Source organism: Telluria aromaticivorans (genome assembly GCF_013003915.1).
GTDB lineage: Bacteria > Pseudomonadota > Gammaproteobacteria > Burkholderiales > Burkholderiaceae_D > Telluria > Telluria aromaticivorans.
In genome coordinates, this window is record NZ_JABAIV010000007.1 from 271,620 (window position 1) to 293,282 (window position 21,663).

A 21,663-nucleotide genomic window follows, 5' to 3' on the forward strand; every position below is an offset into this window, starting at 1 on the left:
CGAAACTATCACCGCGCGGGCGGGATACCCGCCCACCCTACGAATTACAGGCGCTTCGCGTCTGGCGTCGGGAACGGCGGCTCCGGCTCGACCGCGCTCAGGTCTTCCTGGCTGATCGACCACAGGCCCGGCAGGTTGCGCCAGTAGTTATAGACGTCCATGCCGAAGCCGACCACGAATTCATTCGGGATCGTCAGGCCGATCAGGTCGGCCTTGATCGGCTTGGCGCGCTTGAGGTCCTTGTCGGCGAACACCACGATGACGACTTCGGCCGCGCCCATGTCGAGCAGGCGCTGCTTCACGTGGGCGAGGGTCTCGCCTTCGTCGAGGATGTCGTCGAGGACGACGATGGTGCGTCCCGCCACGTTCTGGCGCGGGATGACTTTCCAGACCACCTCGCCGCCACGGTCATCGTCGCCATAGCGGCTGACGTGGATGTAGTCGAATTCGAGCGGGAAGTCGAGTTGCGGCAGCAGGTTGCCGGTGAAGACGACGGCGCCGCCCATCACGCCGAGCACCAGCGGGAAGGTTTTGTCGTCGGGATTGCCGAAGCGTGCATTCAGCTCGCCGGCAACGCGTGCCACTGCGTCCTGGACTTCGTCGGGCGTGACGATCTGGGTTGCGTTGGCGAGCAGCGCGCGGGCGCGGTCATGATGGAAATCTTGCATGGTCGTTCGATTGTTCATGTCTAAAGAGTCAGGCGGATTATGCGCTATCCAGGGGCGTGGCCGCGTTCCTGTTGGAATCAGCCGCCAGCAAATCAGCCACCGGTAATTTCGCGCTGCAGCTTGCGGGTGAGCTTGGCGAAGACCAGCTCGTAGGAGCGGCGCAGCAGGTCGGCGAATTCCGCATCGCCGAGCTGGGCTTCGGGCGTGACGAATACCCATTTGGCGCGCGCCAGGTAGGGTGCGGGGATGATGCCGGGACGGTCGGTCAGCTCGAGGAAGCGTTCATCGTCCGCCTTCAGGCTGAAGCCGGTCGAGGGCCCATCCTTGTTGGTCACGGCGAACATCTTGCTACCGACCGAAAAGACCGTGTCGTGGTCCCATTTGGTGTCCTCGGTGCAGCCGGGGAAGCCGCGGCACAAGGCCTTGGCGGCGTCGAAATCCATGTCTCTCTCTCCTGTGCCCGGCGTGCATGGCGCCGGGATAGTTGGTTGTCCTTACACGTATTGTATCGCCTCACAAGTCGATTGATGCCATAGCGCAATAATGCGATGCGCCACGTCGCCGCATTGGGGCGTATCATACGTGGCTTGGAAAACAACGAATCCCGAGCTATGTCGACCCCCGAATTCGAGCGTGACCGAAGTAATCGCCTGGTCCAGCTGCGTGGCGCCATGGCGCGCGCCGGCATCGACGCCTATGTCCTGCCCTCGAGCGACCCGCACCTGTCGGAATACCTGCCCGGCCACTGGAAAGGGCGCGAATGGATCTCCGGTTTCACCGGCTCGGTCGGCACCTTCATCGCCACCGCCGGTTTTGCCGGCGTCTGGACCGATGGCCGCTACTGGACCCAGGCCGAGACTGAACTGGCCGGCAGCGAGATCGCACTGATGAAGATCCCCGGCGCGGCGAGCCAGATGCACGTCGACTGGCTGGCGGCCAACCTGGCGCCCGGCCAGACCGTGGCGGTCGACGCGCGCGTGCTGGGACTGGCCAGCGCCCGCCTGCTCGGCGACGCGTTGAAAGCGCGCGGCATCAAGCTGCGTACCGACGTCGACCTGCTCGACGAAGTGTGGCCTGACCGCCCGGCGCTGCCGACCGACGCCGTATTCGAACACCTGTCGCCGTATGCGACCACCAGCCGCGCCGACAAGCTGGCAGCTACCCGCGCCGCGATGGAGCACCTCGGCGCCGGTTTCCACTTCATCTCCACGCTCGACGACATCGCGTATTTGTTCAACCTGCGCGGGGCCGACGTCAGCTTCAACCCGGTGTTCCTGGCCCACGCCCTGGTTGGCCGCGCGGACGCGACCCTGTTCGTCGGCGAGAACAAGGTGCCGCAGGATGTGCGTGCGCGCCTCGAAGCCGATGGCGTGCACCTGGCGCCGTATGCGAATGCCGTCGCCGCCCTGTCTGCGTTGCCGGATGGCGCCACGCTGCTGCTCGACCCGCGCCGCGTCACCGCCGGCATGCGCGCCGCAGTGGCGCAAGGCGTGAACGTGGTCGAAGCGATCAACCCGACCACCTTCGCCAAGTCGCGCAAGCAGGAAGCTGAAGCCGTCAACGTGCGCGCCGCGATGGAGCAGGATGGCGCGGCGCTGTGCGAATTCTTCTCCTGGCTCGAGCCGCAGCTGGCGGATTCAGGACGTGCGCCGATCGACGAGGTGGCGATCGATACCCACATCACGGCTGCGCGTGCGCGCCGCCCGAATTTCGTCAGTCCGAGCTTCTCGACCATCGCCGGCTTCAATGCCAACGGCGCGATCATGCACTACCGCGCGGCCATCGACACCTGCGCCGTCATCGAGGGCGACGGACTGCTGCTGGTCGACTCGGGCGGCCAGTACCTGGGCGGCACCACCGACATCACGCGCGTGATCCCGGTCGGCTCGCCATCGGATGCGCAAAAGCGCGACTACACCCTGGTGCTCAAGGGCCTGATCAACCTGTCCGCCACGCGCTTCCCGCGCGGCACCCGCGCCCCGCTGCTCGATGCGATCGCGCGCGCCCCGATCTGGGCCGCCGGCATCGACTACGGCCACGGCACCGGCCATGGGGTCGGCTATTTCCTGAACGTGCACGAAGGCCCGCAGACGATTTCACCCGCCGTGCCGCCGGACCCGCATACCGCGATGGAGCCGGGCATGATCACCTCGATCGAACCGGGCATCTACCGCCCTGGACGCTGGGGCATCCGCATCGAGAACCTGGTGTTCAACACGCTGGCGGAGACCACCGAGTTCGGCGACTACCTGGCCTTCGAGACCCTGACCCTGTGCCCGATCGACACCCGCCCGATCGAGCGCGCGCTCCTGCGCGACGACGAAATCGCCTGGCTCAACGCCTACCACGCCACCGTGCGTGCCCGCCTCGAACGGCATGTGAGCGGCGCTGCGCGCGACTGGCTGCTGCTGCGCACGGAGGTATTCTAGTGGCCAGCGCCCGCTCCACCCGCGCCAGTGCGGCCGTCGACCGCCTCAAGCGCCGCACCGGCAACACCAGCTACTCGATGGCGCGCACCGCCGACGGAATGTTCTTCTTGTCCGAGGCGCCCGGCGCGCCGGCATTGAATGCCCCGCTCGAGCTGGACGATTTCGTCGCCTTCGTCAATGGCCTCGGCCCGCAGGAAGTCCGCCGCATCAGCAAGAATGACGAGAAATTCGAAAAGCAGCTGGTGCGCAAGAAGCCTGATTCACAGTGAAAGCGATTAACCAGCATGCAGCGTCCTGACCTGCTGGCCACCTATTGGTCGGCGCCCGAGCTCTACACCAACGGGCTGATCCTGCTGCACCTGGCCGGCGCGCTGGCGCTTGGCCTGCTGGTCGGCTACGAGCGCGCCTACCATGGCCGCGCGGCCGGCATGCGCACCTACGGCCTGGTGTGCATGGCGTCCGCTGCGCTGACCATCCTCGCCGGCTACCCGGACTTCTGGTACGGCGGCGGCCATGCGGGCCTGCTGGCGCCAGTCGACCCGACCCGCATCATCCAGGGCATCGTGACCGGCATCGGCTTCCTTGGCGCGGGCGTCATCATGCGCGAAGGCTTCAACATCAGCGGCCTGACCACCGCCGCCTCGATCTGGGCCTCGTCGGCGATCGGCATCCTGGTCGGCGTCGGCTTTTACCTGGCGGCGATGGGCCTGGCCTTCTTCTCGGCCATGATCATGATCTACCTGAACCGCCTGGAAACCCTGCTGCCGGCGCGCCACGCGGTGGCGGTGCGCATGCGCTTCAAGCCGCACGTAATGCCGCGCGAAGACGTATTGCGCAAGGCCGCCCTCGAACGCGGCTACGAGATCGCCGGCAGTTCGCTGACGATCAGCAGCGAGAAGGGACGCCAGGAATGGCGCTTCGTGGCGCTGGCGCTGTCGCGCAAGAGCGGCGCGCCGCTGTCCGAGCTGGCCGACCAGCTCGCAGCGTTCGAGGGCCTGGAAGCCTTCCAGCTGTCGCACGCACGCAATTAAAATAAGTAAAACTACACATCCAGGACACAGGGTTTCACCATGCAAGCACAAGACGTTCTCGATTTTTGGTTCCTGCCTGAAGGCAGCGAAGGACATGGCAAGCAGCGCGCCGAATGGTTCCGCAAGGACGAGGCATTCGACGCCGCGTTGCGCGAGCGCTTCGGCGTGGTGATCAACCAGGCGGTTGCGGGCGGGCTGCGCGAATGGGACGAACTGGGACCGCGCGGCACGTTCGCGCGCATCTTGGTGCTCGACCAGTTCACCCGCAATGCCTACCGGGGCAAGCCGGAATCGTTCGGCGGCGACAGCCTGGCCCTCGCGGCCGCGCGCCAGCTGGTCGACTCTGGCGCCGACAAGACCCTGTCGCCAGTCGAGCGGATGTTCGCCTACCTGCCTTTCGAGCATGCCGAGGACGCGCGCATGCAGGAGCAGTCGGTCAGCCTGCTCACCGAACTGTCGCAACAGAACGAAGGCTTCATCGAGGTACTCGACTACGCGCTGCGCCACCGCGGCGTGATCGCCCGCTTCGGCCGCTTCCCGCACCGGAATCTCATCCTGGGCCGCGCTTCCAACCCGGAAGAACTGGCCTTCCTGCAGCTGCCCGGCTCCAGCTTCTGACGTGGCGCCCACGCTGAACCTGGTCGGCGCCGGCCACGTCGGCCGCGTGCTGGGCCGCCTGTTCGCCGCGAGCGGCGCATTCACCGTGCAGGACGTCCTGACCCGCTCTGCCGGCAGCGCGCGGGAGGCGGTGGCCTTCATCGGCGCCGGGCGGGCGTGCAGCGAGGTCGCGGCGATGCGCCCGGCCCAGGTATGGATGCTGGCGGTCGGCGACGACGCGATCGCCCCGAGCTGCGCGGCCCTGGCCGCAGCGCAGCCGCTGGCGGGCGCCGTCGTGTTCCACTGCAGCGGCGCCAAAGCCTCGGGCGAACTGCAGGCCGCAAGTGATGCCGGCGCGCTGGCCGCCAGCGTGCATCCGGTGCGCAGTTTCGCCGATCCGGATGCAGTGGCGGCGGCTTTTGCCGGCACCTTCTGCGGCATCGAAGGCGATGCCGCGGCGCTGGCGCTGCTGGAACCGGCGTTCGAAGCGATCGGCGCGCGGCTGGTGCACATCGATCCGGCTGCGAAAACCGTGTATCACGCGGCGGCTGTGTTTGCGTCGAATTACCTGGTGACGGTGCTCGACGCCGCCCTGCGCGCTTACCAGGCTGCGGGGGTGCCGGAAGCGGTCGCCCGCGAGCTGGCGCGGCCACTGGCGCTGGAAACCGTCGCCAACGTGTTCCGCATCGGTCCCGAGGCTGCGCTCAGCGGCCCGGTGGCGCGCGGCGACCTGGCCACCGTCGCCCGCCAGCAGGAGGCGGTCAGCCATTGGGACGAGGCCACTGGCCGATTGTATGAGGCGTTGTTGGCACCGACGGCAGACCTGGCGCGGAGAAAACGCGGCGGGTGAGCCTCAAGTGAGCAGCTTTTCCACAGCTTTTCCCATGTCTTTTCCACGCCTTTTACGGGGCTTTTACATGGCTTGTACAGGCCTTTTCCACAGATTTTCCACAGGAGTTCCCCCATGTTCTTCACCGCCTGGGCCACGCTGGCCGCACTCGGCGTCTATTTCTGGACCGGCGTAAACGCCGGCCGCGCCCGCATTCGGCACGACATCCCGGCGCCCTCGATGGACGGCCCGCTGGAGTTCCAGCGTTGCCAGCGGGTGCAGGCCAACACGCTCGAACAATTGCCCCTGCTGCTGGTGCCGCTGTGGATGTGCGCTTTCTACCTAGGCGACCTGTGGGCGGCCGCGGGCGGCCTGCTCTGGTGCCTCGGACGCATCGGGTATGCGCTCGGCTATTACCGCGACCCGGCGCAGCGCGAAACAGGCTTCATTACCGGCATGCTGGCCTGTGCGTTGTTAATTGGCGGCACTGTTTGGGGTCTATTGCTGCGTTAAAGCGAAAAAAGTACAGAGAGTGATCGACAAAGTTCCCGCGTGGCAATAAGCTAGGACGTTGTACACAACCGATCCGCCCGCCACGCCTGCGAACCCATGCTCGCGCCGCAGCGCGCGGCAACAGGAGAAGGAAAAAACATGCTGTTCCTGAAGAGCACCAGCGTCACCAAGGCACCGGGCATCTATGAAGTCGACGTGGCCGCCAAGCCGCCAGGCAAGACCTTTGGCGTCTTCCTGGCGACCGATCCGGCGAATCCGCCGCAGACCGTGCTGACTGGCCTGGCCGAACTTGGCTTCAAAAATACCCACCAGCAGAGCTATGTTCACAAGGACAAGGGCAAAGTGCTGGACCTGCACTTCCAGAAGGACGGCACTGACCTGTTCAATGGCTGGAAAGCCGACGAGTGCGCGGCCAACCTGGCTGCCATCGAAGCACTGTTCGGCAATGTCGGCGTCACCGTGACCCCACGCGTGATGAGCCTGGCCGAAGCCTACGCCTGATTTCCCAGCCCGGCCCGTTTGTCCGGGCTTTCCACTGCTTTAGGCCTGTACCTCGATGTGGTACAGCGCCCAAGGGCAGGCGCCGAAGCGTTCATTGACCGGCCGCGCCGCCATCTCCGGCACGCGGTCCGCGTCGTAGACTGCCCACAAGGGCCCCAGTCCCCTGAGTGCCATCGGCTTGCCGTCGAGGTGGGTCGCCTTCCATGAGAAAATGCCGCGGTGACCGGAAGCCAACATCCTGGCCACGAGACTGCACAATGGATTTATTTGCCCCAGACACAGCCCTGACGCCGATCCCGCTCCGCGATGGCGAACTGGGCTGGCTCGCGCAATTGCCCTTGCCCTGGCCGAACGAGGTGGTGCTGGCCCGCCTGATTGCGGAGACGGCCTGGCGCGAAGAAACTGTCGTCGTGTACGGCAAGCGCCACCTGCAACCGCGCCTGAGCGCCTGGCATGGCGACAAGGCCTACCGTTATTCCGGGCTGAGCCTGGCACCGCTGCCGTTCACGCCGCTGCTCGACACGATTCGCCTTGCAGCGGAAAACGCCACGGGCCGTCCTTATAACAGTGTCTTGCTGAACTATTACCGGGATGGACGCGACAGTATGGGCATGCATAGCGACGACGAGCCCGAACTGGGCCCGGCGCCCGCAATTGCCTCGGTCAGTTTTGGCGCCACCCGGACGTTTAGCCTGCGTCACAAGGCGACGAAAGAGACCCTGAAACTGCCGCTGACGGATGGCAGCCTGCTGTTCATGGGCGGGGCGATGCAAGCCAACTGGATGCACGGGATCAACAAAACGGCTAGGCCAGTCGGTGCGCGGGTTAACCTAACTTTTCGTAACATCGAGTAAACATCACGCTATTTTCAGTATCTATCTGGAAAATACCTAACTCTTGAGTCAGTAACTTACATTTTCTTACAGTTCTTACGGGTTTTGGGGCTTTAAAAATCAAGTGCCGGTGCTATCTTGACCACATCGCGATTCATTCGGAATCGCGAACCAGTCGAGAAAAGGATTGCGCATGAAAAAGCTTATCGTTGCACTGATCGCCTCTGTTGCCGCCATGTCGGCTGCCCAAGCCCAGCAAACCGCTCCCCGTGCCTATGTCGGCGTCGGCGTGGCCAGCGCTGATCACGACTACCGCATTTCCGGTGCGTCGAATGTCGATACCGACGGCTACAAGGCTTCCGGCAAGCTGTTCGGCGGCTACGAGTTCAACCAGACCTGGGGCGTCGAAGCCGGCTATACCGACTTCCGCAAATCGGGCGTCAACTACACCGCCAATGGCGTGAACCAGCGCGGTGAGACCAAGGGCGAGTCGATCTACCTGGCCGCCAAGGCAACCATGCCGGTGAACGAGCAGTTCTCGGTGTACGGCAAGCTGGGTGCGGCACGCAACAAGAGCGAGCTGGTAGCCATCAACTCCTCGCAGAACCGCGACCACAGCAAGACCGAAGCCTACGGTGCGCTCGGCGCGCAGTACAACCTGAACCAGAACGTGGCGCTGATCGCCGAGTATGAACGCTACGGCAAGAGCAAGGATTTCGGCGCCAAGGCCGACGTCTTCACCATCGGCGCGAAGTACAGCTTCTAAGCTGGATTCGTGATGGCAAAAAGGACCCTGCGGGGTCCTTTTTGTTTTTGAAGTTCCGGTGTTCGTAGGGTGGGCGGGGTAACTCAGGCCAATGGCCTGAGTTACGAACGTCCGCGCGTTCAACCAGCATTGGCGTAGTCGAAATATTTTTCCCGTCACCACAAAAACGGGGTTTCGAACGCGCCAACGTGAATGCAATAGTCGGTGCAGAGCACAGGTGATTTGAACGCGCGGGCAGGGGACCTGCCCACCCTACGATTTCGTGGCTATTCAAAATGACACAATCACAGCCGCGCAAACCCCTGCGGCTGCGGCCGGTGCACCCAGGGCGGAATCACCATGTCCGGCACCGGCATCGCATAGCCGGCGGTGACGAAGCGGTGCAGCGATGACCAGGGCCAGTCCGCGGGGTGGCTGCAATGGCCGTGCTTGACCGGATCGGTGTGGGTCAGGTCGACCAGCGCCGCGTATTCGTCGTCGTCGCCGACACGGTAGTGCTGGTAATGGCGTTCCCAGATGCTGCCGTCGTCGGCGCCGGGCACCGCGGACTTGCGCAGCGCCTTGGAAAACGCGATCTTGACGGCGCGCCAGCGGCTTGAACAGTCGTGGTCGCCCGGAGGCAGGGTCCAGATCGCATGGGCATGGTCGGGCAAGACCACCCAGGCATCAACGTGGAAGGGCTTGCGCACGCGCGCCAGGCGCATGGCTTCGCCGAAGGCGGAGATATGGTCTGTCAGCAGTGTGCTTCCGCGTTGAAGCAAGCGCACCGTGAAAAAGAAGGTCCCGCCCGGGACGCGGTTGTCGCGGTAATCAGTCATGAGCTCCGTCAACCGGCGCTGCTCAGCAGCCACCAGCATCCGAGGCCGCTACATGGCCTCAACAACGAGGATAGTACACACGACTTTGGACGAACCGCGTTCCGATTCCGGAAAGCAAACGCCCGGCGTTGCCGGGCGTTCACAAGCCCCATACAACGGGCTTTTTATTTAAAGAACAACAACTTAGGTCGTCAACGGCTTGTAGCGGATCCGCTTCGGCTTGGCGCCTTCTTCACCCAGTCGCTTCTTCTTGTCGGCTTCGTATTCCTGGTAGTTACCGTCGAAGAAGGTGACCTGCGAATTGCCTTCGAAGGCCAGGATGTGGGTCGCGATACGGTCCAGGAACCAGCGATCGTGGGAAATGACCATCACGCTGCCGGCGAACTCGAGCAAGGCGTCTTCCAGCGCGCGCAGGGTTTCCACGTCCAGGTCGTTCGACGGTTCATCCAGCAGCAGGACGTTGCCGCCTTGCAGCAGGGTCTTGGCCAGGTGCAGGCGGCCGCGTTCGCCACCCGACAAATTGCCGACGACCTTCTGCTGGTCCGAGCCCTTGAAGTTGAAACGGCCCAGGTAGGCGCGCGACGGCATCTCGAAGCGGCCGACGCTGAGCATGTCGGCGCCGCCGGTGACGTCCTCGAATACGGTTTTGTTATTGGCCAGCTCGTCGCGGTGCTGGTCGACCAGCGAGATCCTGGCGGTCTTGCCGATGGCGACTTCTCCGCTGTCCGGCTGCTCCTTGCCTGAGATCATCTTGAACAGGGTCGACTTACCAGCCCCGTTCGGGCCGATGATGCCGACGATCGCGCCGGGCGGCACGGTGAACGACAGGTTGTCGATCAGCAGGCGGTCGCCAAAGGCTTTCGAGACGTTCTTGAACTCGATGACTTCATTGCCCAGGCGCTCGGCCACGGGGATGAAGATCTCCTGGGTCTCGTTGCGCTTCTGGTATTCGAATTCGCTCAGTTCGTTGAAGCGGGCCAGACGGGCTTTCGACTTGGCCTGGCGCGCCTTCGGGTTCTGGCGCGACCATTCAAGTTCGGTCTTCAGCGCCTTCTGGCGTGCCGATTCGGTCGATTCTTCCTGCTTCAGGCGAGCCTGCTTCTGGTCCAGCCAGGAAGAGTAATTGCCCTTCCATGGAATGCCCGAACCGCGGTCCAGTTCCAGGATCCATTCGGCGGCATTGTCGAGGAAGTAGCGATCGTGGGTGATGCCGACCACGGTGCCCGGGAAGCGCAGCAGGAATTGCTCCAGCCACTCGACCGACTCGGCGTCCAGGTGGTTGGTCGGCTCGTCCAGCAGCAGCATGTCCGGCTTGCTCAGCAGCAGCTTGCACAGCGCCACGCGGCGCTTCTCGCCACCCGACAGCACGCCGATCTTCGCGTCCCACGGCGGCAGGCGCAGCGCGTCGGCGGCCATTTCCATTTGCAGGTTCAGGTTGCCGCCATCGGCTGCGGAGATGATCGATTCCAGGCGCTCCTGCTCCTTGGCGAGGGCGTCGAAGTCGGCGTCTTCCTCGGCATAGGCGGCGTACACGGCTTCCAGCTTGGCCTGCGCTTCGAAGGCTTCGCCGAGGCCCGATTCGACTTCCTGGCGCACGGTTTTTTCCGGATCGAGCTGCGGTTCCTGCGGCAGGTAGCCGATGTTCAGGCCCGGCATCGGGCGTGCTTCGCCCTGGATGTCGGTGTCGATGCCGGCCATGATCTTCAGCAGGGTCGACTTGCCCGAGCCGTTCAGGCCCAGCACGCCGATCTTGGCGCCCGGGAAGAAGGACAGTGAAATGTCTTTCAGGATTTGACGTTTTGGCGGGACGATTTTGCCCACGCGGTTCATGGTATAGACGTAATTGGCCATGCTTTGCTCTGGTGTTGTTTAAGGTGCACAGGATACGACAGAACCCGCGCCCGACACAGGATTTCTTGGCGCGCGCAAGGAGCCGCGCCGAAAAATCCCGGGCCGGGGCAGGGTGTCAGGTTTCGACCGATTCTTTCTTTGCCGAGCGGCTGCGCAGCAGGCCTTCGCCCGCATACAGGGCCAGCGCAGCCCAGATCATGACGAATCCCACCAGCCGGTCGCTGCTGAAGGCTTCGTGGAACAGCCACACGCCGAGCACGAACTGGATGGTCGGAGACAGGTATTGCAGCAGGCCCAGGATCGACAGCGGGATCTTGCGCGCGCCGCTGGCGAACAGCAGCAGCGGGATCGCCGTGATCGGGCCGGCCGCGACCAGCAACAGGCGGGTGGTATCAAGCGGCGCATTCACGAAGGCATTCGCGCCGTTCATCGTCAGCCAGGCGATATAGCCGGCGGCAAAGGGGAACAGCACCATGGTCTCGAAGGACAGGCCTTCGAGCGCGCCCAGCGCCGCAGTCTTGCGCAGCAGGCCATAGCCGCCGAACGAGGCCGCCAGGAACAGCGCAATCCAGGGCACCGTGCCCGACTGCCAGGTGAGCCAGCACACGCCCAGCGCGGCCAGGGCGATTGCCGCCCACTGCGCCGGGCGCATGCGCTCTTTCAGCAGCAGGAAACCTAGCGTAATGTTGACCAGCGGGTTGATGAAATAACCGAGGCTGGCTTCGATGACGTGGCCGTTCTTCACTGCCCAGATATACACCAGCCAGTTGGCAGACAGCAAAAAGGCCGAGGCAGCGAAGCTCCAGAACACGCGCGGCTGGCGCACGATGGCGAGCCACTTCCATTGGCGCCGCAGCGCCAGCACGATCAGGAGGAAAGCCAGTGACCACAGCACCCGGTGCGCCAGGATCTGCATCGGCGGCACCTCGCCGATGGCGTGGAAATAAATAGGGAACAGGCCCCAGCAAAGGAAGGCCAGGGCGGCGGAAACGATACCGGAACGCATGAGAGGGAGGAGGCGGATTGCAGAGCTGGCATTATCCCCCTAACGCAATATCCGCGCTGGCGCGGGCCTGTTTTGCGGAAGTGTATGATGCGATACGAAATCTTCTTGCAATTATCTTGTCGATATTTTATGGTGCGCCGCACCAACACTCACCAATGGTGCAATCTTGAGTTCTGAAAACAAGAAAAGCAGCGTCGCCGCGCTGACGCTGGCTGCCGTCGGCATCGTCTATGGCGATATCGGTACCAGTCCCCTTTACACCCTGCGGGCTATCTTCGACCGGGAGCACGGCCTGCCTCTCACCACTCCCAACGTGCTGGGCATCATTTCGCTGATCTTCTGGAGCCTGACGGTCATCGTCTCGCTCAAGTACGTCACGCTGGTGCTGCGCGCCGACAACCGCGGCGAAGGCGGGATCATGGCCTTGATGGCACTGGCCACCAATTCGGTCACCAGGCATTCGCGCTGGCACTTCCCGCTGCTGCTGATCGGCGTGATTGGCGCCACCATGTTCTATGGCGACAGCGTGATCACGCCGGCGATCTCGGTGCTCGGCGCGATCGAAGGCCTGGAGGTGGCGGCGCCCGGGATGTCGCATTACGTGGTTCCGCTAGCGGTGGTAGTGCTGGTGCTCCTGTATAGCGTGCAGAGTCACGGCACTGCCGGCATCGGCCGCTTCTTTGGGCCGATCATGGTGGTCTGGTTCATTGCGCTGGCGATCATGGGCATCATCAACATCATCGAGGCGCCGGTCATCCTCAACGCGCTCAATCCTTATTACGCGATGACCTTCATGTTGGATAACAAGTTCCTGGCCTTCGTCGCCCTCGGTGCGGTGGTGCTGGCAATTACCGGGGCCGAGGCGCTGTATGCCGACATGGGCCATTTCGGCCGCAAGCCGATCCGCCTGGCGTGGTTTATCGTCGCGTTTCCGGCCTTGGCTTTGAACTACCTTGGGCAAGGCGGCCTGCTGATCATGCAGCCGGAAGCTGTCGAGAACCCGTTCTACCACCAGCTCGGTTCCTGGAGCGTGATCCCGCTGGTGATCCTGTCGACCATGGCGGCAGTCATCGCCTCGCAGGCAACGATTTCAGGCACTTATTCGATGACCAAGCAGGCCATCGCACTCGGCCTGCTGCCGCGCATGCGCATCCGCCACACCTCGGAAAGCGAGATTGGCCAAATTTATATTCCGGCCGTAAACTGGGTGCAACTGGCCATCGTGTTAATTGCCGTTATCGGCTTCGGCTCGTCGGACGAACTGGCCGGCGCCTACGGCATCGCGGTCACCGCGACCATGATGGCAACCACCATCCTGACTTTCTTCGTTACGCGCTACCGCTGGAAATTGCCGCTCATCGTCTGCTTCGGCGCGACCGGTTTTTTCCTGATCATCGACATCCTGCTGTTCGCATCGACCTCGCTCAAGCTGTTCCACGGCGGCTGGTTCCCACTGCTGCTCGGCACCGTGCTGCTCATCCTGATGCTGACCTGGAAGCGCGGCCGCGAGCTGGTATTCGAAAACCTGGAAAAACACGCGATCCCGCTGGAAGCCTTCATGGAATCGCTGTTCGTGGCGCCGCCGGCGCGGGTGCCGGGCACGGCCCTGTTCCTGCGTGGCGAAAGCGATGGCGTGCCGCATGCGCTGCTGCACAACCTGTCGCACAACAAGGTGCTGCACGAACGCGTCGTGTTCCTCACTGTCCATATCATCGAGGAACCGTGGGTGCCGGTGGACGAGCAGGTGGACATCGTCGAACTCGGCCACAACTGCTTCCAGCTCAATGTGCGTTACGGCTTCAAGGACGAACCGGACATTCCCTACGTCCTGCGCCGATGCAGCGGCCTGGGACTGGTATTCGAGATGATGGAGACCTCGTTCTTCATCGCGCGCCAGACCGTGATCTCGGCGCCGGGCGGGGGCATGGCGCCATGGCGCGAGCACCTGTACGTGATGATGTCGCGTAACGCGCGCGCGGCGGCCGACTACTACCAGATCCCGCCGAACCGCGTGATCGAGCTCGGTACCCAGGTCGAGATCTGATGGTCGACGGCGCTACTCGCCTGGCGGCACGGCGCCTTTACAAAAAAATACAAAAGCCGGACAGTCCTGGGATAGACGCCGTTATACGGCTAAGGTAAGGTGCGGTGTTTCGTTGTATTAACTTTTCGCACCCACCTCGCAAGGACTGTCCCATGAAGCTGAAGTTCCCCCTGATCGCCGCCTTCGTTGCCATGCTGACCCTGACCGCCTGTGGCGGTGGCAGCGATTCTTCCGACAGGATCGCCGTCAGCAGCCCGGCCACGCTGACCAAGACCGACAACACCGTCGGCACCGGCGCCGAAGCCGTCACCGGCAAGAGCGTCACGGTGGATTACACCCTGTGGCTGTACAACGACAAGGCGGCCGACTTCAAGGGCACCCGCCTGGAATCGGGCCCGTACACCTTCACGATCGGCTCGACCAACACCATCCAGGGCTTCCAGCAAGGCGTGCTGGGCATGAAGGTCGGCGGCAAGCGCACCATCCTCGTGCCGGCCAGCCTGGGCTACGGCGCCAGCGGCAGCAACGCCGTACCGCCGAATTCGGGCCTGGTGTTCGAGCTCGTATTGAAGAGCGTGAAATAAACACGAAGCCGGGGCACTGCCCCGGTTTTTTTTGCGCGCACGCCTGACCTGGCGCACATGGCGCGCCGCCCCCATGCCTGAAGCTGCAGGTCCCGACCACTGCGACCCTGCCGCCATGCGATGCCGTCCCTTGCTGTTCCTGCTGCTCCTGTCCTCCTGCCGCGTCTGCGGCGCCCAGGAATTTCCCCCACTAGTATGTGCCCATAGCTGCATTGCCGACCTGCCCGCGCGCGCCTGCGTGACCGCTCCCAGCCCGCCCACGGCCGATACGGACGCCTGGCTGCTGCTGGCCGCGCTGGCGGTCTGCACGGCCGGCCGGCTTGCCACGCACCGGCGCAGCTGACCGCGATACGCGCTCAAACGCCCGACTGAGCTGGCGCAGGATAAGGGCGGCGCGAATGGAACATTGTTGATATTCTGTTAATAAGCCAAGGATCCGGCCGGCTGGCTGCTGACGTCCGCAGGCGACATCAACAATGCGGGACAGATCCTGGCCCGGGCCTGCAAGCTGGAAGATTGCCTGCCCGTGCGGCTCGACCCGGTTCCTGCGGGCTAGCCACGGTCAGGACGGCATTCAGCGCAGCATGTCGACGTGCTGGATGCCGTCTTCGTCGTAGGGGGCGGAGACGGTCTCGAAGCCGAAGCTTTGGTAGAAGCGCTCGAGGTATTGCTGCGCGCCGATGCGGATGCGGTGGCCCGGATACAGCGCTTCGGCACACGCGATGCCGCGCACCAGCAGCGCGCGTCCGGCGCCGCTGCCGCGCGCGGCCTGGGTGGTAATCACCCGCCCGAGCGACATCTCGGTGTATTTCACGCCGGGGCCGAGCACGCGCAGGTAGGCCGCCAGCTGCCGCTTTCCGTCCACCGTGCGCCAGCCGAGCAGGTGGTGGGCCACCGGGTCGAGGCCGTCGATGTCGGGATAGAGGCAGGTTTGTTCGAGGATGAACACCTGCTGGCGCTGGGCCAGTACTTCGTACAGGTCGGCGGGGCTGAGGTCGTTAAAAGGGGAGAACTGCCAGTCGATCATGATGGTGGTGGGTTGTGCCGCACAGCGTGCATGCTTATGCGGCGGTTTCGAAGCCTTCGAGGACGTTCACCGTGTTGGTGCCGACGCTGGCGCCGGATTCAGGCGCGGCCTTGCCGCCCTCGAAGATGAACGTGGTGGGCAGGCCGAGGTGGGCGATGCGCTCGCCGATGCGCAGGAAGTCGCCGCCCTGCAGGCCGAAGCTCGGTGCTATATCGCCGCCCAGCGAGACCACCAGCGCAGCCGGGCGGAACATCGCCAGCTTGAGGCAGGCCGTCTCCAGTGCGGCGAACCACTGCGCGCTGCCGCTGCCTGCCGCCAGCGGCAAATTCATGTTGCAGCCCAGTCCTGCGCCGGTGCCCTGTTCGCCGGCATGCCCGAGGTAGAACGGATAGGCGCCGCGCGGGTCGAGGTGGATCGAGACGAACAAGGTGTCTGCCCGCGCATAAAAAATGTGCTGGGTGCCGTGGCCATGGTGGCGCCCGATATCCAGCACGGCGACGCGCGCCATGCCGTCGTCCAGCAGGTGCTGGGCCGCCAGCGCGGCATTGTTCAGGAAGCCGCCGCCGCCAAACCAGTCGGCGCCCGCGTGGCGGCCGGGCGGGCAGGTCAGGGCCAGGGTGGCGCGCTCGCCCATGCGCAGCGCGTGGGCCGCATTGACGGCGCAGTCGGCGCCGGTCTTGGCCGCGGTCCAGGTGCCCGCGCCCAGCAGCGTATGGCTGTCGGCCGCATACAGGCCGACCCGCGCGAGGAAATGCGCGGGCTCGTCGCCGCGCTCGCCGAGGGGTTCGCTGATACCGCGCAGGGGCCAGAGCGCCGGCAGCAGCGCGCGCGCCGCATTGCCCGGGTCGAGCGCGGTCCACTCGCTCCAGGCAGTGCGCAAGAAGTGCAGGTAGCGCGGCGTGTGCACGCGCTCGAGCGAGACCAGCGGCACGCCATGCGGCGTGACGATGCGTCCCAGGCCGCGCCGCTCGAACTCCGCGAGCGTCAGCTCGAGCGCATCAGGTCCGTAGGGGACCGGGCGCTCCTGCCAGGGGGCGGGCTCACCGCCGTCCCGGTGCTGGGCATGGTGTTCGTTAAAAAAGGTGAGCAAGGCATTCCCGCGGCGAGTGTGAGGGTGCCTACCGGTCGATTACTGGTTACCGCACAGCGTACTGCTGTTATAGGCCGCGACGAAGTCGTCGAAGCTGCCGGTGTCGGCGGCCTCGATGGTCGCCTGGTCGGCCAGCGAAGCGGCGACCATCTCGTCGAACATCGCTTCCTCGGCCGGCATCAAAGGGCTGTCGCGAAAAGCTGCCGCATGCAGCTCGCTCTGGCGCAGGCCGAAGGCAGAGGCCGAGCCAAGCGCGCGGATCTCTTCCAGCACGCGCGCCGATGGCGTGAGCGCCGGGTTGTCGATCTTGGCCTTCTGCAGGCCCAGCGAACTCGCGTGCACGCCATCCTCGTTGTGTCCTTCGTCCAGCAGTTGGGCCACCGGGCGGATGCGCTCGATCAGTTCCAGCGCCCATTCCTTGAGCGGTACATCGGCGCCGTCGCGGGTCAGCATCAAGGCAGGGTCGCGCCCTTCCTTCACCGTGCGCGCGAAGTTGCGCGCATGGACCTGGCCTTCGTGGGCGCTGATCAGGGGGCTTTCTTCGAGCGCGCAGAACAGCAGGAAGGCGTCGAGGAAGCGGCCGGTCTCCAGGCTGATGCCGACCGGCTCGAACGGATCGACGTCGAGGCAGCGCACTTCGATGTACTGCACGCCGCGGTTGCACAGCGCCTGCACCGGGCGCTCGCCGGTACGGATCACGCGTTTCGGGCGGATCGTCGAGTAGTACTCGTTCTCGATCTGCAGCACGTTGGTGGACAGCTGGATCCACTCGCCGTCCTTCTTGGTGCCGATCGCGCCGTACGGCTCATAGGGCGTGTTCACCGCGCACATCAGGCTGGTGACATAGCTTTCCAGGCTGTTCTCGTGCGGGCGCAGGCCGCTTTGCGCGTCGTTCTGGTAACCCAGGTCGCTCATGCGCAGGCTGGTCGCATACGGCAGGAACAGGGTGTCGTCGGACAGCGTCTCGAGATTGTGCGGGCGGCCGCGCAGGAAGCTGGTGGTCAGCGCCGGGGTGGCGCCGAACAAATACATGAGCAGCCAGCTGTAGCGGCGGAAGTTGCGGATGGTCGCGATATAGCTCTCGGACTGGAAGTCGCGCAGCGCGTTGCGGCGTTCTTCGACAATGCCCTCGCTCGCGGCCACCAGTTGCCACAGCTTCTCCGGCAGCGAGTAGTTGTAGTGGATGCCCGCGATGCACTGCATCGCCTTCCCGTAGCGCAGCGCCAGGCCGCGCCGGTAGACGTGCTTGAGCATGCCCAGGTTCGATGTGCCGTACCAGGCGATCTCGATGTCTTCTTCGCTTGGCAGTTCGCCCGGCATCGACACGCTCCACAGCATGTCGCCGTCCATGCGCGAGTGGGCGAAGCGGTGGATCGCGTCGAGCCGGTTCAGGGCCAGCGAAATATCGTGCTCGGCCGGCGTGATGAACTCCAGCAGGGCTTCGGCGTAATCGGTGGTGATGAGCGGATGGGTCAGTGCCGAACCAAGTTGCGCCGGGTGCGGGGTGCGCGCCAGCTGGCCGTGGCGGTCGACGCGCAGGGTCTCGCGCTCGATGCCACGCAGGCCCTGGCCGAGCAGGGCGCGGTGGTCGTCGTCGTCGAGCAGGGCCAGGCGGCGTTGTAATTGGGTCGACACGGATGTTTCCTTTCTTATACTGCCAATGCGGATTGGAGCAGAGATTAACCGAAAAACGGCGAGCGCGCCGGGCACCCCTTCATTCCCGCCGGGAGGCCGTCGCGGCAGGCGCAGGGTCCGCCGGTTTTACTTTCTGCGCCGGTGTCGCAGCCCCTTTTTTGGCTGCCGCTTTTTCAGCCAGGATCCAGCGTTCGACCTGGCGCTGGAGCAGGTCGAGCGGCAGGGCGCCGTTGCCCAAGACCGCATCGTGGAAGCGGCGCAGGTCGAAGCGCTCGCCGAGTACGGCGCGGGCCCGGTCGCGCAAGGCGGCGATGCGCAGCTGGCCGATCTTGTAGCCGAGCGCCTGCGCCGGCTGGGCGATGTAGCGGTCGACTTCCGCTTCGTTGTCCGCCGGCGGGTTGGCGGTGTGCGCATTCAGGTAGTCGATCGCCTGGCGGCGCGACCAGCCCATCGCATGGATGCCGGTGTCCACCACCAGCCGCGCGGCGCGCAGCATTTCTTCGTTCAGCTGGCCGAAGCGCGAGAACGGATCGTCGAAGAAGCCGAGCTGCGGCCCCAGGCCTTCGGCATAGGTGGCCCAGCCTTCGCCGAAGGCGTCGTACCAGCCGTGGCGGCGGAAGGCCGGCAGCCCGAGCGCCTGGGCGCGCGCCACCTGCAGGTGGTGGCCGGGTAGCGCTTCGTGCAGCGCCACGCTGTCGACCTGCCACATGGGGCGCGCCGCCAGCTGGGTGATGTTCACCACCAGCGCCGCAGTGCGCGCCTCGCTGCCGGCTTCGTAATAGGCCACCGGCTGCCAGGTGCCGTCCTGGATCATCGGCTTGACCGCGATGCCGGCCTCCGGCACGGTGGCTACGACCTTTGGCAGCTTCGCCTGCGCACGCGCCAGCGCCTTGCGGTAGCGCCCCAGCAGCGCGTCGGGCTCGCTGAAGAACAGGCGCGGGTCGGTGCGCGCGAAGACCAGGAACTGGGCCAAAGAGCCGCGAAAGCCGGTGCGTGGTACCAAGGCCGCCATCTGGGCGCGGATGCGCGCGACTTCACGCAGGCCGATGGCATGCACGTCGCCTGGGGCCAGGCCGGTGGTGGCGCTGCGCAGCAGGAAGGCATACCAGGCCGCGCCGCCGGGCAGGCTGGATGCGCCGACCGTGTCGCGCGCGGCGGGCAGGTAGTCGCTGCGCAGGAAGTCTTCCAGCCGGTGCAGCGCCACGGCGGCATTGGCCAGCACCGTGACGCTGCGGTCGACCAGTTCTTCGCGGATCTCCAGCTCGATCGATGCCGGGATGCGCGCGAAAGGCGCATTCAGCGGGCCGGTGGCGATGTTTTCGCGCAGCAGGCGCAGTGCATCCGGCACTGGCGCGATCGCAGCCTTCGGCACGGTCCAGCCGGCGCGCATCCCGGCGCGCAGTTGCTCGACCACGCCATCGACGTGGGCAGGCAGGGCTTTCATGCGCGCCAGGTAGGCGCGGTAGTCCGCTTCGGTGGCGAAAGGCATTTGCGCGACCAGGCGCGGCAGCCGCAGGTGCAGGCCGTCCCAGCCGCTGATCGGCTGCGGGTCGAAGGCGGTGAAGGCAGCAGCGGCCAGGCTGCGCTCGCGCGCGGCGATGAACAGGTCGTAGGAAAGCTGGTCCTGGGCGTCGAGCTGGGTGCGGTCGAGCCGTCTAGCTTCTTCCAGCACCTGGCGCGTGTGCTCGAGGGCGGCGGCGCGCGCAGCCAGCGAGGTGTCGGATAGCTGCGCGTTGTGGCGGTGCTCGCCGATGCCGGTGGCGTACTCGGGCTGTTGGCGCAGCTGGTACTGCCATTCGCGTTCGAACAGCCGGCGCGCCTCGTCCGCCGTGTCGGCGGCGCCGCAGGCGAAGGGAAGCAGCAGGAAGATCGAGGCGAGGAAGGTGCGCATGCGGTGCCCGCGCAATGGGCCGACGGTCAAGGAATGGTCATTGTAACAAGACCACGACGGGCGCCGCGCAGGCTAGGGTAAGCGGCCGCCGCTCACGCGTTCGATGTTCGACAAGTCGCGCCAGCTTTGCACCTCAAGGAAGCCGCGTGCCCCCAGGAGCGCGCGCACTGCTTCGGCCTGGTCGTAGCCGTGTTCGAGCAGCAGCCAGCCGCCCGCCACCAGGTGGCCGGGTGCGCCTTCGATGATGGTGCGCAGCGCCGACAGGCCATCAAAGCCGTCGGTCAGCGCGCCGGTGGGCTCAAAACGCAGGTCGCCCTGGGCCAGGTGTTCGTCGCCCGCGGCGATGTACGGGGGATTCGAGGCGATGAGTTCAAACTGCTCGCCCGTGACAGCGGTGAACCAGTCGCTGCGCAGGAAGCGCACCGCGGCAGCGTTGGCCGCGGCATTGTCGCGCGCGATGGCCAGGGCGTCGTCGCTGAGGTCGAGCGCGCTGACGGCCGCATCCTTGCGGGTGTGGGCGCAGGCCACGGCGATGGCGCCGCTGCCGGTGCCCATGTCGAGCATGCGGCCTTGCGGCGGCAGGCGTTCGAGCGCGAGTTCGACGATCAGTTCGGTGTCGGGGCGGGGAATCAGCACGCCGGGTGCGACCCGGAACGGCAGCCCGAAGAATTCGCGGGCGCCGACGATATAGGCGATCGGCTCGCCCTCCAGGCGGCGCTGCACCAGCGCGCCCAGTCTTGCCGCTTCATCCGCGGTGAGGGCGCGTTCGGACTGGGTGATCAGCTGGATGCGCGCCAGGCCGAGCGCGTGGCACAGCAGGATGCGGTTTTCCAGCGGGTCCAGCGGCAGCGAGGCTTGCAGCTGGCCGATCGTCACCCCGGCGTCGATCATCAGCGTGCCTTGCGCACCAGGACGAAGACCAGCAGCACGCTCAAGACCACGAACCAGATCGCCGACCATTGCGGGATTGCCAGGCCCATCACCGAATCGGTGGCGCCCGCGCACAGGCCGTCGGCGCGGAACAGCCACGGCAAATATTCGGCGGTCGGGATCTTGTTGAGGAAGGTCTCCATCGGGTCGATGCCGCAGCTGAAGCCCGGGTTGGCAATCACGTACAGGTGCTTGCCGACCGCGTACAGGCCGCCGAGCGCCGCCATCAGGGCCAGGATCGTGCCTTCGCGGACCTTGCCGCTGATGGCCGATACCAGGGTGGCCACGCCGATCGCCAGGAACATGTAGCGCTGGATCACGCACAGCGGGCAAGGCTGCATCTGCTGGATGTGCTGGAGATAGAGGGCCACGGCGATCAGCGCGAAGCAGATTGACGAAATGGCGAACAGGATCTGGCGGGTAGTTGGCAGCATCATGGTTTTCTTGTGGGCGTGGTTCGGGACGAGGGCATTCTCGCATAAGTGGCACCGAGTTAACCCGTAGGGTGTGTAAGGGCAAAGTAGAAATGTCCGGTTTGGGCAAAGTAGAAATGTCTGCTTTTGCGATGTAGTTCATGCTGTCGACTCCGAAAAGTTTGGGGTCCAGCGTGAGCGAAACCG

General features: G+C 65.0%; 23 protein-coding genes and 1 pseudogene. 12 read left to right on the forward strand and 12 right to left on the reverse strand.

Annotated features, from left to right (window positions below):
• Positions 1-44 precede the first annotated feature (44 nt).
• Both HGB41_RS18855 and HGB41_RS18860 read right to left on the reverse strand, forming a co-directional pair.
• Positions 45-668: a hypoxanthine-guanine phosphoribosyltransferase gene (locus tag HGB41_RS18855; protein WP_171087312.1), complete on the reverse strand. Its 624-nt coding sequence runs from the start codon at positions 666-668 to the stop codon at positions 45-47.
• Between the two features lie 92 nt (positions 669-760).
• Positions 761-1,111, reverse strand: a complete 351-nt coding sequence (locus HGB41_RS18860) for an MmcQ/YjbR family DNA-binding protein (protein WP_171087314.1) — start codon at positions 1,109-1,111, stop codon at positions 761-763.
• A gap of 168 nt (positions 1,112-1,279) precedes the next feature.
• On the opposite strand from HGB41_RS18860, the gene HGB41_RS18865 reads away from it, so the two are divergent.
• The 7 genes from HGB41_RS18865 (at position 1,280) to HGB41_RS18895 (ending at position 6,568) form a co-directional block, all read left to right on the forward strand.
• The gene (locus HGB41_RS18865) at positions 1,280-3,097 is read left to right on the forward strand and encodes an aminopeptidase P family protein (RefSeq protein ID WP_171087316.1); all 1,818 of its coding nucleotides are present in this window, start codon (positions 1,280-1,282) and stop codon (positions 3,095-3,097) included.
• On the forward strand, positions 3,097-3,366 hold the full coding sequence (locus HGB41_RS18870) for a hypothetical protein (protein ID WP_171087318.1): 270 nt from the start codon (positions 3,097-3,099) through the stop codon (positions 3,364-3,366). Before HGB41_RS18865 ends, HGB41_RS18870 begins: the two co-directional genes overlap by 1 nt.
• A 15-nt stretch (positions 3,367-3,381) precedes the next feature.
• Positions 3,382-4,128 (forward strand): MgtC/SapB family protein, encoded by a 747-nt coding sequence (locus tag HGB41_RS18875; protein ID WP_171087320.1) that lies wholly within the window; start codon positions 3,382-3,384, stop codon positions 4,126-4,128.
• Positions 4,129-4,167: 39 nt separating this feature from the next.
• Entirely contained in the window at positions 4,168-4,746 is a 579-nt protein-coding gene (locus HGB41_RS18880; protein ID WP_171087322.1) for a DUF924 family protein, read from the forward strand.
• A gap of 1 nt (position 4,747) precedes the next feature.
• Positions 4,748-5,575 carry a Rossmann-like and DUF2520 domain-containing protein gene (locus HGB41_RS18885; protein ID WP_171087324.1) on the forward strand — a complete coding sequence of 276 codons (828 nt, stop codon included), beginning with the start codon at positions 4,748-4,750 and terminating at the stop codon, positions 5,573-5,575.
• A 114-nt stretch (positions 5,576-5,689) separates the two neighbouring features.
• Positions 5,690-6,067 carry an MAPEG family protein gene (locus HGB41_RS18890; protein WP_171087326.1) on the forward strand — a complete coding sequence of 126 codons (378 nt, stop codon included), beginning with the start codon at positions 5,690-5,692 and terminating at the stop codon, positions 6,065-6,067.
• A gap of 138 nt (positions 6,068-6,205) precedes the next feature.
• A complete protein-coding gene (locus HGB41_RS18895; RefSeq protein WP_171087328.1) occupies positions 6,206-6,568 on the forward strand; it encodes a hypothetical protein in 363 nt (120 codons plus the stop codon).
• Between the two features lie 39 nt (positions 6,569-6,607).
• On the opposite strand, the pseudogene HGB41_RS18900 reads toward HGB41_RS18895, so the two are convergent.
• Positions 6,608-6,766: pseudogene (locus tag HGB41_RS18900) on the reverse strand (molybdopterin-dependent oxidoreductase); the annotation flags it as partial.
• Positions 6,767-6,825: 59 nt separating this feature from the next.
• Here HGB41_RS18900 and HGB41_RS18905 point away from each other — a divergent pair.
• Both HGB41_RS18905 and HGB41_RS18910 read left to right on the forward strand, forming a co-directional pair.
• Positions 6,826-7,422, forward strand: a complete 597-nt coding sequence (locus tag HGB41_RS18905; RefSeq protein WP_171087330.1) for an alpha-ketoglutarate-dependent dioxygenase AlkB family protein — start codon at positions 6,826-6,828, stop codon at positions 7,420-7,422.
• A 172-nt stretch (positions 7,423-7,594) separates the two neighbouring features.
• Positions 7,595-8,167, forward strand: a complete 573-nt coding sequence (locus HGB41_RS18910; protein ID WP_171087332.1) for an outer membrane beta-barrel protein — start codon at positions 7,595-7,597, stop codon at positions 8,165-8,167.
• Between the two features lie 284 nt (positions 8,168-8,451).
• On the opposite strand, the gene HGB41_RS18915 is transcribed toward HGB41_RS18910, so the two are convergent.
• From HGB41_RS18915 to rarD, 3 genes are all read right to left on the reverse strand, one after another.
• Positions 8,452-8,985 (reverse strand): REP-associated tyrosine transposase, encoded by a 534-nt coding sequence (locus HGB41_RS18915; RefSeq protein ID WP_171087334.1) that lies wholly within the window; start codon positions 8,983-8,985, stop codon positions 8,452-8,454.
• A 183-nt stretch (positions 8,986-9,168) separates the two neighbouring features.
• Positions 9,169-10,836: an energy-dependent translational throttle protein EttA gene (gene ettA / locus HGB41_RS18920; RefSeq protein WP_171087336.1), complete on the reverse strand. Its 1,668-nt coding sequence runs from the start codon at positions 10,834-10,836 to the stop codon at positions 9,169-9,171.
• Between the two features lie 115 nt (positions 10,837-10,951).
• The gene (gene rarD / locus HGB41_RS18925) at positions 10,952-11,842 is read right to left on the reverse strand and encodes an EamA family transporter RarD (RefSeq protein WP_171087337.1); all 891 of its coding nucleotides are present in this window, start codon (positions 11,840-11,842) and stop codon (positions 10,952-10,954) included.
• 166 nt (positions 11,843-12,008) lie between these two features.
• Between rarD and HGB41_RS18930 the strand changes: the two genes are divergently transcribed.
• From HGB41_RS18930 to HGB41_RS18940, 3 genes are all read left to right on the forward strand, one after another.
• Positions 12,009-13,886, forward strand: coding sequence for a potassium transporter Kup (locus tag HGB41_RS18930; protein ID WP_171087338.1), 1,878 nt, complete (start codon positions 12,009-12,011; stop codon positions 13,884-13,886).
• Positions 13,887-14,038: 152 nt separating this feature from the next.
• On the forward strand, positions 14,039-14,470 hold the full coding sequence (locus HGB41_RS18935; protein WP_171087339.1) for an FKBP-type peptidyl-prolyl cis-trans isomerase: 432 nt from the start codon (positions 14,039-14,041) through the stop codon (positions 14,468-14,470).
• Positions 14,471-14,543: 73 nt separating this feature from the next.
• The gene (locus HGB41_RS18940; RefSeq protein WP_171087341.1) at positions 14,544-14,813 is read left to right on the forward strand and encodes a hypothetical protein; all 270 of its coding nucleotides are present in this window, start codon (positions 14,544-14,546) and stop codon (positions 14,811-14,813) included.
• Between the two features lie 231 nt (positions 14,814-15,044).
• Here HGB41_RS18940 and HGB41_RS18945 read toward each other — a convergent pair whose 3' ends face one another.
• From HGB41_RS18945 to HGB41_RS18970, 6 genes are all read right to left on the reverse strand, one after another.
• Complete coding sequence (locus HGB41_RS18945; RefSeq protein ID WP_171087343.1) at positions 15,045-15,497, reverse strand: GNAT family N-acetyltransferase; 453 nt, start codon at positions 15,495-15,497, stop codon at positions 15,045-15,047.
• A gap of 34 nt (positions 15,498-15,531) precedes the next feature.
• Positions 15,532-16,587, reverse strand: a complete 1,056-nt coding sequence (locus HGB41_RS18950) for an arginase family protein (protein ID WP_171087345.1) — start codon at positions 16,585-16,587, stop codon at positions 15,532-15,534.
• Between the two features lie 39 nt (positions 16,588-16,626).
• On the reverse strand, positions 16,627-18,222 hold the full coding sequence (gene gshA, locus HGB41_RS18955; protein ID WP_171087347.1) for a glutamate--cysteine ligase: 1,596 nt from the start codon (positions 18,220-18,222) through the stop codon (positions 16,627-16,629).
• Between the two features lie 79 nt (positions 18,223-18,301).
• Entirely contained in the window at positions 18,302-20,113 is a 1,812-nt protein-coding gene (locus HGB41_RS18960) for a DUF885 domain-containing protein (protein ID WP_171087349.1), read from the reverse strand.
• A 72-nt stretch (positions 20,114-20,185) separates the two neighbouring features.
• Positions 20,186-21,004 (reverse strand): peptide chain release factor N(5)-glutamine methyltransferase, encoded by an 819-nt coding sequence (gene prmC, locus HGB41_RS18965; RefSeq protein ID WP_171087351.1) that lies wholly within the window; start codon positions 21,002-21,004, stop codon positions 20,186-20,188.
• Positions 21,004-21,477 (reverse strand): disulfide bond formation protein B, encoded by a 474-nt coding sequence (locus tag HGB41_RS18970; RefSeq protein ID WP_371868551.1) that lies wholly within the window; start codon positions 21,475-21,477, stop codon positions 21,004-21,006. Before HGB41_RS18970 ends, prmC begins: the two co-directional genes overlap by 1 nt.
• Positions 21,478-21,663: the final 186 nt, after the last annotated feature.